Source organism: Streptomyces sp. NPDC002619 (assembly GCF_042889305.1).
Lineage (GTDB): Bacteria > Actinomycetota > Actinomycetes > Streptomycetales > Streptomycetaceae > Streptomyces.
In genome coordinates this window covers 43004-57222 of the sequence record NZ_JBIAQV010000026.1, presented here as the reverse complement: position 1 = coordinate 57222, position 14219 = coordinate 43004, and the positions used below count along the sequence as shown (strand labels likewise).

Annotated in this window: 14 protein-coding genes; 8 read left to right on the top strand and 6 right to left on the bottom strand. The window is 69.6% G+C overall.

Annotation, left to right across the window (positions count from 1 at the left end; genetic code table 11):
• Nucleotides 1-154: 154 nt before the first annotated feature.
• Genes ACFYXB_RS31075 through ACFYXB_RS31065 form a run of 3 tightly spaced genes read right to left on the bottom strand, consistent with a single transcriptional unit; the run spans nucleotide 155 to nucleotide 2499 of the window.
• A complete protein-coding gene (locus ACFYXB_RS31075; RefSeq protein ID WP_389587957.1) occupies nucleotides 155-931 on the bottom strand; it encodes an enoyl-CoA hydratase/isomerase family protein in 777 nt (258 codons plus the stop codon).
• Entirely contained in the window at nucleotides 928-1347 is a 420-nt protein-coding gene (locus tag ACFYXB_RS31070) for a Zn-ribbon domain-containing OB-fold protein (RefSeq protein ID WP_389587955.1), read from the bottom strand. The genes ACFYXB_RS31075 and ACFYXB_RS31070 overlap by 4 nt, the downstream gene beginning before the upstream one ends.
• 6 nt (nucleotides 1348-1353) lie before the next feature.
• Complete coding sequence (locus tag ACFYXB_RS31065; RefSeq protein WP_389587953.1) at nucleotides 1354-2499, bottom strand: lipid-transfer protein; 1146 nt, start codon at nucleotides 2497-2499, stop codon at nucleotides 1354-1356.
• 96 nt (nucleotides 2500-2595) lie between these two features.
• Between ACFYXB_RS31065 and ACFYXB_RS31060 the strand changes: the two genes are divergently transcribed.
• Genes ACFYXB_RS31060 through ACFYXB_RS31050 form a run of 3 tightly spaced genes read left to right on the top strand, consistent with a single transcriptional unit; the run spans nucleotide 2596 to nucleotide 4940 of the window.
• The gene (locus ACFYXB_RS31060) at nucleotides 2596-4203 is read left to right on the top strand and encodes a FadD3 family acyl-CoA ligase (RefSeq protein ID WP_389587951.1); all 1608 of its coding nucleotides are present in this window, start codon (nucleotides 2596-2598) and stop codon (nucleotides 4201-4203) included.
• 51 nt (nucleotides 4204-4254) lie between these two features.
• Nucleotides 4255-4545 carry a hypothetical protein gene (locus ACFYXB_RS31055; RefSeq protein WP_389587949.1) on the top strand — a complete coding sequence of 97 codons (291 nt, stop codon included), beginning with the start codon at nucleotides 4255-4257 and terminating at the stop codon, nucleotides 4543-4545.
• The gene (locus ACFYXB_RS31050) at nucleotides 4545-4940 is read left to right on the top strand and encodes a PIN domain-containing protein (RefSeq protein WP_389587947.1); all 396 of its coding nucleotides are present in this window, start codon (nucleotides 4545-4547) and stop codon (nucleotides 4938-4940) included. Before ACFYXB_RS31055 ends, ACFYXB_RS31050 begins: the two co-directional genes overlap by 1 nt.
• 61 nt (nucleotides 4941-5001) lie before the next feature.
• Here ACFYXB_RS31050 and ACFYXB_RS31045 read toward each other — a convergent pair whose 3' ends face one another.
• From ACFYXB_RS31045 to ACFYXB_RS31035, 3 genes are all read right to left on the bottom strand, one after another.
• Entirely contained in the window at nucleotides 5002-5148 is a 147-nt protein-coding gene (locus ACFYXB_RS31045) for a hypothetical protein (RefSeq protein WP_389587945.1), read from the bottom strand.
• A gap of 183 nt (nucleotides 5149-5331) precedes the next feature.
• Entirely contained in the window at nucleotides 5332-5520 is a 189-nt protein-coding gene (locus tag ACFYXB_RS31040; RefSeq protein ID WP_389587943.1) for a hypothetical protein, read from the bottom strand.
• A 214-nt stretch (nucleotides 5521-5734) separates the two neighbouring features.
• A complete protein-coding gene (locus ACFYXB_RS31035; RefSeq protein WP_389587940.1) occupies nucleotides 5735-8683 on the bottom strand; it encodes a BTAD domain-containing putative transcriptional regulator in 2949 nt (982 codons plus the stop codon).
• Between the two features lie 189 nt (nucleotides 8684-8872).
• On the opposite strand from ACFYXB_RS31035, the gene ACFYXB_RS31030 reads away from it, so the two are divergent.
• The 5 genes from ACFYXB_RS31030 (at nucleotide 8873) to ACFYXB_RS31010 (ending at nucleotide 14219) form a co-directional block, all read left to right on the top strand.
• Complete coding sequence (locus ACFYXB_RS31030; protein WP_389587938.1) at nucleotides 8873-10126, top strand: amidohydrolase family protein; 1254 nt, start codon at nucleotides 8873-8875, stop codon at nucleotides 10124-10126.
• 123 nt (nucleotides 10127-10249) lie between these two features.
• Nucleotides 10250-11203 carry a hypothetical protein gene (locus ACFYXB_RS31025; RefSeq protein ID WP_389587936.1) on the top strand — a complete coding sequence of 318 codons (954 nt, stop codon included), beginning with the start codon at nucleotides 10250-10252 and terminating at the stop codon, nucleotides 11201-11203.
• Nucleotides 11204-11275: 72 nt separating this feature from the next.
• A complete protein-coding gene (locus tag ACFYXB_RS31020; RefSeq protein WP_389587934.1) occupies nucleotides 11276-12217 on the top strand; it encodes an LLM class F420-dependent oxidoreductase in 942 nt (313 codons plus the stop codon).
• Nucleotides 12218-12225: 8 nt separating this feature from the next.
• The gene (locus ACFYXB_RS31015; protein ID WP_389587931.1) at nucleotides 12226-12996 is read left to right on the top strand and encodes an SDR family NAD(P)-dependent oxidoreductase; all 771 of its coding nucleotides are present in this window, start codon (nucleotides 12226-12228) and stop codon (nucleotides 12994-12996) included.
• Nucleotides 12997-13100: 104 nt separating this feature from the next.
• Nucleotides 13101-14219: an LLM class flavin-dependent oxidoreductase gene (locus ACFYXB_RS31010; RefSeq protein WP_389587929.1), complete on the top strand. Its 1119-nt coding sequence runs from the start codon at nucleotides 13101-13103 to the stop codon at nucleotides 14217-14219.

Genomic DNA, 14219 nt, shown 5'->3' with positions numbered 1-14219 from the left:
CGATGCCGGGGACGGCCGTCGTACCGGGCGCACGGAAGGGGTCCCGGACGGCGGCCGCCACAGCGGGGAGCAGCCCTGTTCACCGCTCTCACGGCAGACGCTACGCCGGGTAGGCGGTGGTCGCCATGCAGCACTGCTCACCCCACTGATGGGCTCACCGCGTCCGGAACTCCCCCGACCGTCGCGCGGCGAACAGCTCCGCCTGGCGATCGGCGGGCAGGTTGCCGAGCGCGATGAGGTGCGGGGCCTGGGCGAAGCCCTGGCTCCGGGCCACCTGCTTGGCCGACCAGAGGGCGCGCACGGTGCCCTGCACACCCTCGACCGGGTACCCGGCGATGACCTCGGCACAGACGGCGGCGGCGGCCAACGCCCCGCCAGGCTCGGTCAGTTCGGAGACGAGCCCGATGTCGAAGGCCCGTCGCGCGGAGATCCGCTCGGCGGTTCCCATGAGCATCATCCGCGCGGCCTCCCCGTACGGCATCCGCTGCGCCATCAGCACCGACTCGTACGCGCTGACCATGCCGTAGGTGGTGTGCGGATCGAAGAAGGTGGCCGTGTTGTCGGCGACGAGGAACTCGCACTCCCCGAGCAGATAGAAGGCACCCCCGCACGCCATCCCGGCGACGGCCGCGACGACCGGCTTCCACAGGTCGTTGGCCTTCGGCCCGACCCCGAGCAGCGGATCGTCCTGCATGTACGGCGAAGAGGGCTGCGGCACGGTGGCATCCCGGTCGATCCCCGTGCAGAACGCCCGCTCACCGGCGCCGGTCAGCACGACGGCCCGTACGGCGTCGTCGAACCGCAACGCACGCCATACGTCGGCGAGTTCGGCGGCCATGGTGAGGTCGATGGCGTTGAGCCGCGCGGGCCGGTCGAGGGTGACGACCGCGACGCCGGTGTCCTTGTCGGAGCTCACACGCACGGTGCTCACGGCCGCTCCAGGATCCACCGGGGCAGTCCGCTGCCGGCGTCGTACACGAACTGGACCCCGGCCCCGATCCGGATCCGCTCCACCGGCACGGAGTCGAGCGGCGCCCCCGACTCGCTGACCAGGTTCCCGACGAGGCGTATCCGGGGCAGGTCGTCGAGTTCGACGACGATCACGTTGTACGGCGCCTGCGCGGCGTAGTCCGGCAGGAGCGGGGGGTGTGGGACGACGTACGACCAGACGCGCCCGCGCCCGGAGGTGGCACGCCACTCGCTCTCGAAGGAACGGCAGTGCGGGCAGCACGGCCGGGGCGGGAAGCGGGGTTCGCCGCAGTCGGCGCAGGCCTGGACGCGCAGCTCGCCGAGGGCGGCGTACTCCCAGAAGGGGGCGCCGTCGGAGTCGAGGACAGGGGTCAGCATTGGCGCTCAACTCCTCAGCAGCAGCGCGGATGTGGGGACTCCCTCACCGGCGGTGACGAGGCAGGTGGCCGCCCCGGGAATCTGGGCGGTGCTGGTGCCGCGCAACTGCTTCACGCCCTCGGTGATGAGGTTGAAGCCATGGACGTACGCCTCGGAGAGCCCACCGCCCCCGGTGTTGAGCGGCAGCCGCCCACCGATCTCCAGCGCCCCGCCCTCGGTGAAGGCCCCGCCCTCGCCGCGCGCGCAGAAGCCGTAACCCTCGAGCGACAGCGGTATCAGGGGCGTGAAGGCGTCATAGATCTGCGCCACGTCGACGTCGTCCGGCGTGAGGTCGGAGTGCTTCCACAGATGCCGGGCGGCGGTCCAGGCGGGGCCGGTGAGGGGGTCGTCGTTCCAGTAGTTGACCATGCCGTGGTGCTGGGCGGGCAGCCCTTGGGCGGCGGAGTGGACGTAGACGGGCGGGCGGCGGCAGTCCCGCGCCCGCTCGCGGGACACGACGACAACGGCCAACGCCCCGTCCGTCTCGAGGCAGTTGTCGAAGAGGCAGAGGGGCTCGCTGATCCAGCGGGAGGTCATGTACATCTCGCGGGTGAGGGGCCGTTCGTACATCACGGCCGCCGGGTTCTGGTTGGCCCGGTTGCGGCAGGCGAGGGCGACGTTGAAGAGGTGGTCCCGGGTGGCGCCGTACTCGTGCATGTACCGCCGGGCGAGCATGGCGATCTCGTCGACGGGCCGGAGGAGGCCGAAGGGGCGGGTCCACTGGGCCGGAGTGGGCAGCTGCACAGCGGTATTGGTCCAGGGCCGCGGCCCACTCCCCCTCTTCCGCGACCGCCAGGCGACGCCCACCGTGGCCTGCCCGGCGGCGATGGCGGAGGCGAGGTGGGCGACGGTGGCACACGAACCCCCGCCTCCATAACCGACCTTGCTGAAGAAGGTGAGATCACCGAGGCCGAGCGCCTTGGCGAGCTCGACTTCCTCCGTCTCCTCCATGGTGTAGGAGGCGAGGGCGTCGACCTCACCCGGGTCGATCCCGGCGTCGTCGAGAGCGGCGAGGACGGCACGACAGGCGAGGGTCTTCTCGTCCTGGTCGAGATGCCTGGCGAAAGGCGTCTGCCCGATGCCGACGATGGCGGTGGCGTCCTTGAGGGGCATCGCTGCACGTACCTCCACAGGCTGTGGGGCTTGCTGACAGTTCGTCAGGTTACAGCTAATCTGACGGACAGTCAGCTATGTATGGGGAGGCTGGTCGTGCGAAACGAGACGACGAAGTGGAGCAGCATTCCGGACCTGGTGCGGTGGGCCGCGGAACGGTACGCGGACACCGAGGCGGTGGTCGACGGCCGTACCCGTATCTCGTACGCCGAACTGGGCGCCCGGGTGGAACGCGCGGCGGCGGCCTGCATCGCCGCCAACGTGGGGGTGGGTGACCGGGTAGCTGTGTGGGCGCCCAACTCCCTGGACTGGATGGTCGCGGCGCTGGGGGCGGTGTCGGCAGGAGGAGTACTGGTCCCGCTGAACACGCGCTTCAAGGGGGCGGAAGCGGCTGATGTACTGCGGCGCAGCGGGGCGCGGCTGTTGTTCGTGACGGGGACGTTCCTGGGCACGTCGTATGTGGCGTCGCTGCGGCGGGCGGCGGGGGAGGGGCGCGGAGGATCGGTCCCCCTGCCCGGCCTCCCGGACCTGGAACAGGTGGTCGTGCTCTCGGAGGACGCACCGCCGGACTTCTCGACGTGGAAGGACTTCCTGGCGGGAGGGGAGGGGGCGGGGGAGACGGAAGTCCGTGCCAGATCAGCCGAGTTGGACACCACCTGCCTGTCGGACATCATCTTCACCTCGGGGACGACGGGCCGCCCGAAGGGTGCGATGATCACGCACGGGCAGACGCTGAGGGCGTACGAGACCTGGGCGGACCTGGCGGGCCTGCGCGCATCGGACCGCTACCTGATCGTGAACCCCTTCTTCCACACCTTCGGCTACAAGGCCGGGGTGATCGCGTGCCTGATGCGGGGCGCGACGATGATCCCGCAGCCGGTGTTCAACGTGGACACGGCGCTGGCGAACATCGCGGCTGAACGGGTGTCGGTGCTGCCGGGCCCACCGACGCTCCACCAGTCCCTCCTGGACCACCCGGCCCGCGATGCCCATGACCTCTCGGCGCTGCGGCTGGTGGTGACGGGCGCGGCGGTGGTGCCGTTGCGCCTGGTGGAACGCCTGCGGGGCGAGCTGGGTGTCGGCACGGTCCTGACGGCGTACGGCCTCTCGGAGGCGAGCGGCATCGTGACGATGTGCCGCCGCGACGACCCCGCCCCGGTGATCGCCTCGACCTCGGGCCGCGCGATCCCTGGCACGGAGGTGAAGGTGACCGATGCGAACGGGGCGCCGGTGGGGGTGGGTGAGCCCGGGGAGGTACTGGTACGGGGCTTCAATGTCATGCGGGGCTACTACGAGGACGAGCCGGCGACAGCGGCGGTGATGACCTCGGACGGCTGGCTGCGCACGGGGGACGTGGGCGTACTGGACGAGGCCGGCAATCTGAGGATCACGGACCGCCTGAAGGACATGTTCATAGTCGGCGGCTTCAACGCGTACCCGGCGGAGATAGAGCAACTGCTTGGCCTGCACCCGGATGTGGCGGACGTGGCGGTGATCGGGGTGCCGGATGCCCGGCTGGGGGAGGTGGGCAGGGCATATGTGGTCCGGAGGGCGGGTGCCCTGACGACATCGGCCGACCTGATCGCCTGGGCCCGCCGCGAGATGGCGAACTACAAGGTGCCGCGGCTGGTGGAGTTCGTGGGGGAACTGCCTCGGAACGCGAGCGGGAAGGTGGTGAAGGGGGAGTTGCGGGCTGGACGGTGAGGCGTTTGCTGTCGCAGGACGAACCCCGTCCGGGTGGGTATGGTGAGTGGTATGGCAACCAAGAAATACACCGTGACGCTGCCGGAGGAGCTCGCTGAGGAGATCCGGCGGGACGTCGGGCCGGGCGGGTTCAGTGCTTATGTCACGCGGGCCATAGAGCATCAGCGGGAGCAGGACCGGCTGGGCGAGCTGGTGGCCTGGATGCAGGAGGAGGGCGGGCCGCTGACGGAGGAGGAGATGGCGGCGGCCGAGGCCGAGCGGCGGGAACTCGATCGTCACTTTGTCGAGCGCGGGGCGGCGGCACCGGGCGCCGGGGGCTCAGACCTTCCGATGGCCGGCTGATGAGTGTCGGGACCTACGTTCTGGACTGCGAGGCCCTGTCCCGGGCTGCGCTGCGGGAGCGCAAGATGGCCGCGCGACTCGCTGAGGCCCACCGCTCCGGCATCCGCGTGGTGACCAGTTCCATGACGCTGATCGAGGCGTACCACGGGCAGGTGAATCGGACGGCCTGGGCGTGGGCGATGTCGCGTGTCGTGGTGGAGCCCGTGACACGGGAGGTGGCCGATGCCGCGATCGCTCTCCTGCAGGACACCGGGTTGCACGGCCACAGGTACGCGATCGACGCCGCGCTCGCAGTGATCGCGAGGCGGCAGGCGGGGGGCGTGGTGCTCTTCACTTCCGACGAGGACGATCTGGGGAAGCTGTGTGGCGGGCGGGTGGTCGTGCGGGGGGTGTGAGGCGGGCGCGGCACGGGGCCAGGCGCTGTGCCCGGCCCCGGTCAGCCGACGGGAGGCTGGGTCACGGCGCGTGGTTGTCCAGCGGGGCCACGACATTGCCCTGCGGCGTAACACCGGCGTGGTTCTCGGCGAGCGCCGGGCTCGTCGCGGCCGCCGTGGCGCCGAGCACCAGGGCGATGGTGGCGAGGATCTTCTTGGTGCGGGTCACCTCGACTCCTGTCGAAGAGAAGGATCTCCGGACGTCGAGTGACGTCAGTGTCACGACGGGGGGATTGTTCGAGCGATTCGAACGCTTCACGCCAGAGGTTGACCTGAAACCCGCTCTGGACAGACTTCGGCCGCGGCGGCTCCCCTCCGCGCCGCCGCGGCCGATCCCCGTCGGGATGAAGGCTTACTTGCCGCCGTCCAGGTCCAGGGCGGGCGGGGCCGGCATGTGGTTGTCCATCGTCGTGATGGCGTCGGCGGGCGGTGCCGGCATGTGGTTGTCGAGCGTGGTGACGGTCTCGTCCGCCACCGTCGGCTCGCTCGGCATGTGGTTGTCGAGCGGAGTGGCTTCCGCGTCCTTCTTCTTGTCGCTCATGGCCTTGCGTCCTCTGCTGTGGTGACGAGTGAGGAACGCCCGCCCGGAACTCCCCCGTGGGTTGCCGGACGGGCGTTCGGAGCCGCACATTAACCGGTCTGGCTCCTGGCCAGACCATCTGCCCCCCGACGCGATGGTCTGACGGGTATGAGAGTGCCGTGCTGAGATAAACGAATGCTGAACGCCTGCCAGCCCGCCATGCAGCCAGTCGGGGCTACGCTGCCGCTCCCGAGATGAGCAGGACGCGCACCTCGTTGGCCTCCTGGGCTCCGCTCTGCTCGTAGAGGTTGAGTGCCTCGCGCCAACATGCCCTCGCCCGGTCCACCTGCCCCAGGGACGAGAGAGCGTGGCCGAGGAGCGTGAGAACGTTGCCCCGCATCCGATCGCCGCCGATGCACCCCAAGGCAAGAGCCTGTTCTGCGTGTTGAGCCGCCTGAGCGGGTCGCTGGGCAGCCATGTGTACCTCGGCGATCCGGAAGTTGGTCGCCCCTTCCCACAACCGTTGCCGGTGATCGCTGAAGATGCCCTGGGCCTCCGAGAACTGACTGAGCGCCTCCCGGTGTCGTCCCGCCTTGGTCAGGGCGACGCCCACGGCGAAGTGCCCGTTGCCGAGGCGCATGGTTCGGCCCATCTCGACGTACACATCCAAGCCGTGCTTGGCGATCTCGACCGCCTCGGTGACGTTGCCTGCGCCCAGGTGCGCGCGGGACAGGTTCGACAGGGCAGACGCCTCCCCCGGTCGGTTGGCCGCCGCTCGGAAGCCCTCGATGGCCTGACCGAAGAGGATCCTGCCGTCCGCGAACCGGCCCTGATGCAGACAGATGAGCCCCCGATTGTTGGCCACCCAACTGACGGCTGTGGCATCCCGCTCCGCCTTCGCCAGCTCCATGGCAACCCGGGCTTCCTCCTCGGCCTGCTGAATGCGCCCAGACACCAGAAGAACATCCGTGAGGACGGTGCGCGCCCTTCCCTCAGCTCTCCCGTCCCCCGCGGCGCGAGTCGCCTCGCACATCGCCCGAGCAGTCGTCTCGTACTGGTGCGAGTTGGCCCCGGACTCCGTCAGATCCTTCGCCGCCCATAGCAGATCCACTCCCCGCCGCAGCTGCTCCGATCCCGCCGACTGCCGCACGCACGCCAGCAGCGGTGCCGCCTCGGTGTACAGCCAGTCCAGAGCCGCGGTCCCTCCCGAGAACCGCAGTCCCGGGTACTCGGTGGGTTCCAGGTCGTCCACGAGTCGGTCGCCGGGGCGTTCGATCGCGTACACGCTGGCTGTCGTGGCCAGATAGAAATCCAGCAACCGAGACATGGCCGCCCCCCGCTCGCTAGGCGGCCACTCATCCCTCTCCGCACAAGCCCGCGCATACAACCGCACCAGGTCATGGAACCGATACCGCCCAGGCGCCGCAGACTCCAGCAGCGACGTGTCCACCAAGGACTCCAACAGGTCCTCGGTCTCCTCGACCCCCAAATCCAGCAAAGCCGCAGCTGCCGCCAGCGAGATGTCCGGGCCGTCCGCCAGGCCCAGCAACCGGAACGCACGCGCCTGCGCCGGCTCCAGTTGCCCGTACCCCAGCTCGAACGTGGCCTTCACAGCCAAGTCCCCGGCCTGCAGCTCATCAAGCCGGCGCCGTTCGTCCGCGAGCTTCGCCGCCAGTACCGACACCGTCCACGTACGCCGCGCAGCCAGGCGGGACGCCGCTATGCGGATCGCCAACGGCAGGAAGCCGCACGCCGCCACCACATCCAGCGCCGCCTCCCGTTCCGACGCCACCCGTTCCTCGCCCACGATCTTCGTGAACAGGGACAGCGCCTCGTCCGGGGACATCACGTCCAGGTCGACCAGGTGCGCCCCGGCGAGGTCGACCATCCGCACCCGGGACGTCACCAGCGCCGCGCAGCCTTCCGTGCCGGGCAGCAGGGGACGTACCTGGGCCGCATCCTTCGCGTTGTCCAGCAACACGAGCACCCGACGGCCGTCCAGGACCGAGCGGTACAGCGCCGACCGTTCCTCCAAAGAGTCCGGGATCGCCGAGTCCGCCGTGCCCAGTGCACGCAGGAAGGAGCCCAGGACCGTTTCCGGTTCCGCCGCGCGCGGGCCCGCGCCCTGGAGGTCGACGTACAACTGGCCGTCCGGGAACGCACCCCGCGCCTGATGCGCCACGTGCACCGCCAGCGTCGTCTTGCCCACGCCCCCGATCCCCGCCAGCGCCGACACCGCCATCACCCGGCCCTCCGCCGATGCCAGCACCTCGCTCAGCTCGGTGACGCAGGCGGCGCGGCCCGTGAAGTCGGGGACCGTGGCGGGGAGTTGCGCCGGACGGACCGGGACCACCGCCGGTTCCGAAGCCGGTGCCGCCGGTTCCGCGAGGGCCGGGTCCGCCTGGAGTATGCGTTGCTGGAGCTCTCGTAGTCCCTGCCGCGGGTCGACCCCCAGCTCCTCCGCCAGCAGGCGCCGCGTGTCCGCGTACACCGCCAACGCCTCGGCCTGGCGGCCCGAGCGGTACAGCGCCAGCATCAGCAGCTCCCGCAACCGCTCCCGAAGCGGGTGCGCCGCCGTCAGCGCCGTCAGTTCCGAGACCGCCTCGGCGTGGCAGCCCTGTTCCAGGTCCATGTCCAGGCGGGATTCGACGAGTTGGAGTCGCCATTCCTCCAGGCGGACCCGTTGCGCATCCGCGTACGGCCCCGGTACGCCGGCCAGCGGTTCGCCGTCCCACAGGCCCAGCGCCCAGTTCAGTACGTCCCGTGCATGACACAAGTCCCCGGCGTTCCGCGCCTTCTCCGCCTCCGCCGCGAACTCCTGCGCCACCGCAAGGTCGAGGGCCCCGTTCCGCAGCCCCCGTACCGCGTAACCGCCCGACTCGCTGACCAGGACCCCGGGGTCCAGCACCTTCCGCAGCCGGGACGCGTACGTCCGCAGCGCCGCCAGTGCCTGCGACGGCGGTTCCGAGCCCCAGAGCGCGTCGATCAGTTCCGCCGCGGTCGCCGTCCTGCCCTCGCGCAGCAGCAGGGCCGCGAGCAGCGCGCGTTGCTGGGGGGAGCCGGTGTTGAGTACTTCCTCGCCGCGCCAGGCGCGCACGGGACCGAGCACGCCGAACCGTAGCGTCTCCGACTCCGCGACGGAATCGGAACGCCGCTGCTCCGGCACTCGCGCTCCACCGTCCATGCGTTCGTCCCCCTAGGCATCCCGAACAACTACGTCAGTTTGCCTTGTTCCGGGCACTTGCGTCAGCCGTGAGAGATGCCGATCACAGGGCGGCTCACGGGAGTCCACACGGTCCTCACACCCTCTTCGCACCATGGCGCCTACAAGCCATAGCTGACGGACCGTCAGATCGGCGCTACCGTGAACGCCATGGACACCCACACCGCCACCACGTCGATCGCATTCCCCGAGATCATCTCCGTCGACGACCACACCGTTGAGCCGGCGAACGTCTGGCAGGACCGCCTTCCGAAGAAATACCTGGACACCGGGCCACGTATCGTCCGCGCGCCCCTGAAGGAAATGTCCTTCCTGGGCGGCCGTTTCAAGCCCGTCATGGGCAAACAGGGCGACGAGGGTCCCCTCGGCGACTGGTGGGTCTACGAGGACCTGCACCGGCCCCTCACCCGCCTCGACACCGCCGTCGGATACAGCAGGGACGAGATCAGGCTCGAAGTCATCACATACGAACAGATGCGGCCGGGCTCGTACGACGTCCCGCAGCGGCTCGACGACATGGACGTCAACCACGTCCGGTCCGCCCTCTGCTTCCCCACCTTTCCCCGCTTCTGCGGGCAGACCTTCACCGAGGCCAAGGACCGCGAGCTGGCTCTCCTCTGCGTCCGCGCCTACAACGACTGGATGGTGGAGGAGTGGTGCGGGGAGCAGGCGCACGGCCGGCTCATACCCCTCACCCTCATACCCCTGTGGGACGCCGACCTCGCCGCCGCCGAAGTCCGGCGCAACGCCGCCCGCGGGGTCCGGGCCGTCGCCTTCTCCGAGATACCCCCGCACCTCGGGCTCCCCTCCGTCCACACCGACGACTGGGACCCCTTCCTTGCCGCCTGCGACGAGACCGGCACGGTCGTCGCCATGCACATCGGCTCCAGCAGCCGTATGCCCTCCACCTCCGCGGACGCCCCGCCCGCAGTCGGGTCGACGATCACCTTCGCCAACTGCTGCTTCTCGATGGTGGACTGGCTGCTGAGCGGCAAGTTCGAGCGCTTCCCGAACCTCAAGGTGATGTACGCCGAGGGGCAGATCGGGTGGATTCCCTACATCCTCGAGCGCGCCGACGTGGTGTGGGAGGAGAACCGCGGGTGGGGCGGCGTCGCCGACAAGGTGCACCGGCCGCCGTCCGAGCTGTTCGCCGAGCACGTCTACGGCTGTTTCTTCGACGACGCCTTCGGGCTGCGCAACCTCGACTCCATCGGGGTCGGGAACGTCCTCTACGAGACCGACTACCCGCACTCCGACTCCACCTGGCCGAAGTCCCGCGAGGTCGGCGAGGCGCAGATGGGGCATCTGGCGGCGAATGTCGTCGAGCGGATCGTACGGGGCAACGCGATCGAGTTGCTCGGGCTCACGGAAGGCGGACTGTGGCCCGGTACGGCGCCCAGATGAACAATCGCGCGCCCCGTTGAACACTCGTCAACGGCGGCAGCGGTGTGGTCAACGGGTCCGCACGATGGGGGAGTTCACCGACCTCGCACATTACCTGTGAGCTCCCCCTACCGGAGGATCGCCGTGCCCCGTTGGAGACCCGCCCTCGCTGTCCTGTCGGCCGCGTTCATCGGCGCCACCGCGCTGCTGTCCGCCCCGCCCGCACAGGCCGCCCCCGCCGACGCCGACCTCGCCTATCGCTGGGCGCCCCTGCACCACCAGGACACCTCGTCGAAGTACTACACCGCCGATTACCTCGCGCCGGTGAACTACGACGGCGACTGGAGCACCGTCAACAACTGGGAAGACCTCGACGCCAACGTCGCGCGCCTCACCGGCACCGTGTACTACTCGGTGGCCGAGACGGAGACGCACTGGTACATCACGTACGCCTTCTTCCACCCGCGGGACTGGAAGGACTACCCGCTGAACGTCTTCTCGCACGAGAACGACATGGAGGGTCAGCTGGAGGTCGTCCGCAAGGACGGCAGCGAGTACGGCACCCTGCAGGCCGTGGTGACGCTCGCGCACGACAACTTCTACTCGTACACCCCGCCCGGCAGCCCCTTCACCGACGGCCGCGAGAACATCGACGGCACCGTGATCATGCAGACCTACGACGGCGCTCCGCACCCGACGAGCTTCCAGGAGGCCCGTGGACACGGCGCCTACGCCTGGGACGGCAGCGCCTTCCCCGGCGGCGACGGCATCGTGTACGCGCCGAGCCGCGGCGCGGGCTCGGTGCCGACGGGCGGGAACGACCAGGGCGCGCGCTACGGACTCACCGACCTCACCACCGCCGACAGCCTCTGGGGCCGGCGCAACAACAGCGAGACGTACGCCTCGTGGGGCGCGTTCCGCGGCGACAACGGCGAGGACAACGCCGCGCACGCCCCCTGGGCCTGGGACGACACCAACGACGGCAGCGACCTCCAGGCGGGCGTGATCGCGACCGATCCCGCGTACCTGGTCTCCCAGTACTTCGGCAACACGGGCAATCTGAGCCTGACCTATCTGCGCAACCCGTATCGCTCCTGACCCCACCCTTGCCTGACGGACCGTCAGCCAGCACGATGGCTGACGGTCCGTCAGAACAGAAGGGTGCGGTTCATGCGTGTGCGAACTGACGGGACACTGGCCTACGGGATACAGCTCCCGATCCAGTCCCAGAGCACGATCTACGCCGAGGCCTGGGAGTCCGGCGCGGGTCCGCAGGACCTCGTCGCCGTCGCCCGCGCCGCCGAGAGCGCCGGGTTCGACTACATCGCGAGCTGCGACCACGTCGCCGTCCCGCGCCGCCTCGCCGCCGCCATGAGTACGGTCTGGTACGACCCCGTCGCCACCCTCGCCCACCTCGCCGCCGTCACCGAGCGCACCCGTCTGCTCAGTCATGTCGCCGTCGTCGGGCTCAGGCATCCGCTCCTGACCGCCAAGCAGTACGCCACGCTCGACCATCTCTCCGGCGGGCGACTGATCCTCGGGGTGGGCGCCGGGCATGTGCGGGAGGAGTTCGAGGTGCTGGGCGTCGACTTCGAGCGGCGCGGGTCCGTCCTCGACGAGACCATCGATGCCCTGCGTGCGGCCCTGGGAGCCGATGAATTCCCGGTGCACCACGGCAAGCTGTACGAATTCGAGGGGCTGGGCCAGTTGCCCCGGCCGGCTCAACCCAAGGTCCCCCTGTGGGTCGGCGGCTCCTCGCCAGCCGCCGTACGCCGGGCCGCCCTCAAGGGAGACGGCTGGCTGCCGCAGGGGGACCCACGGGACCGGCTCCCCGCACAGATCGCCGAGCTGAAGCGCATCCGCGCCGAGGCCGGCATCGAGGACCCGGTCACCGTGGGCGCCATCACCGAGCCGCTGTACGTGGGCGAGCCGGGGTGGAACGTGGGGCGGCGCACGATCAGCGGGGCGCCGCAGGCCCTTGCCGAGTCCCTTCGGGCCTACCGGGCGATGGGCGTGGACCAGATCCAGGTGCGGTTCCGCTGCCGGAGCCGTACCGAACTCACCGACCAGATCACCGCGTTCGGGGCGGAGGTCGCCCCGCACCTGGACTGAGGAGAGACATGGCCAAGCTGGACGGACGCGTCGTCATCGTCACCGGTGCGGCGCGCGGGCAGGGTGAACAGGAGGCGCGGCTCTTCGTCGAGGAAGGTGCGCGGGTCGTCGTGGCCGACGTGCTGGACGAGGAGGGGGAGGCGCTGGCCAAGGAGATCGGCGCGCAGTACGTCCACCTGGATGTGGGGAGGGAGGACGACTGGCAGCGCGCCGTCGCCGCCGCCAAGAAGGTGTACGGCCGGATCGACGGGCTCGTCAACAACGCGGGCATCCTGCGTTTCAACGCGCTCGTGGACACGCCCCTCGACGAGTTCATGCAGGTCGTCCAGGTCAACCAGGTCGGTTGCTTCCTCGGCATGAAGACCGTCGCGCCCGAGCTGACCGGCGGGGGCACGATCGTCAACACCGCCTCGTACACCGCGCTGACCGGTATGGCGGCCGTGGGCACGTACGCCGCGACCAAGCACGCGATCCTCGGGCTCACCCGGGTCGCCGCGCTGGAGCTGGCGGCCCGTGGGATACGGGTCAACGCCATCTGCCCGGGTGCCATCGACACGGCGATGTCCAACCCGGCCCGCCTCGACCCGGACGCGGATCCGGCGGAGATGAGCCGGGCCCTGGACGCGCTGTACCGCAAGCTCGTGCCGCTCGGGCGGATCGGCCGGCCCGAGGAGGTGGCCCGGCTGGCGCTCTTCCTCAGCTGCGAGGACTCGTCCTACATCACCGGGCAGCCGTTCGTGATCGACGGGGGCTGGCTGGCGGGGGTCTCCGCCATCTGACCATCCGTCAGCTATTGACGGTCCATGCGGGCGGTGCGACAGTCGGCGGCACAGTGAATCTGACGATGTGTCAGAAACATTCTGACTGGGGACGGTGAACCTCCTTGGAATTCGGGCTCTTTGTACAGGGATACGTGGGCAAGCGTGCCGAGACCGACCCGCTCGCCGAGCACAAGGCGCTGATGGAGGAGACCGAGTACGTCATCCAGGCGGACAGGTCCGGCTTCAAGTACGCCTGGGCGTCCGAGCACCACTTCCTGGACGAGTACTCGCACCTCTCCGCCAACGACGTCTTCCTCGGCTACCTCGCCCACGCGACCGAGCGGATCCACCTCGGTTCCGGGATCTTCAACCCCCTCGCCCAGGTCAACCACCCGGTGAAGGTGGCCGAGAAGGTCGCCATGCTCGACCACCTCTCCGGCAACCGCTTCGAGTTCGGCAGCGGGCGCGGCGCCGGGTCGCACGAGATCCTCGGCTTCCTGCCCGGCATCACCGACATGAACTACACCAAGGAGATCTGGGAAGAGACCGTCGCCGAGTTCCCGAAGATGTGGCTCCAGGAGGAGTACGCCGGCTTCCAGGGCAAGCACTGGCAGCTGCCGCCGAGGAAGGTGCTCCCGAAGCCGTACGGCAAGGCGCACCCCGCGATGTGGTACGCCGCCGGGTCGCCGCCGTCGTACGCCATGGCCGCGAGGAAGGGGCTCGGCGTGCTGGGCTTCAGCATCCAGAAGGTCTCCGACATGGAGTGGGTGCTGGAGCAGTACAAGACGGCGATCGTGAACGCCGAGCCGGTCGGGGCGTTCGTCAACGACAACGTGATGGTGACGACGACGGCGATCTGCGCGCCGACGCACGACGAGGCGATACGGATCGCCGCCGCCGGTGGGCTGCACTATCTGCCCTCGCTGGTGTTCCGGTACCACGACACGTTCCCGCGGCCCGAGGGGTTCCCGGTGTGGCCGGAGACGCTGCCCGAGTACACGCCTGAGTTCGTCGAACTCCTCGTCGAGGAGGAGCTGTTGATCTGCGGCGATCCGGACGAGGTACTGCGGCAGTGCAAACGGTGGGAGCAGGCCGGAGCGGACCAGTTGAGCTTCGGGCTGCCGGTGGGGGTGCCGAAGGAGGAGACGCTGCAGACGATCCGGCTGATCGGGGAGCACGTGATTCCGAAGATCGATACGGATCCCGTTCACCGGACTTCGCGGTTCCGGCAGGCCGTGTAA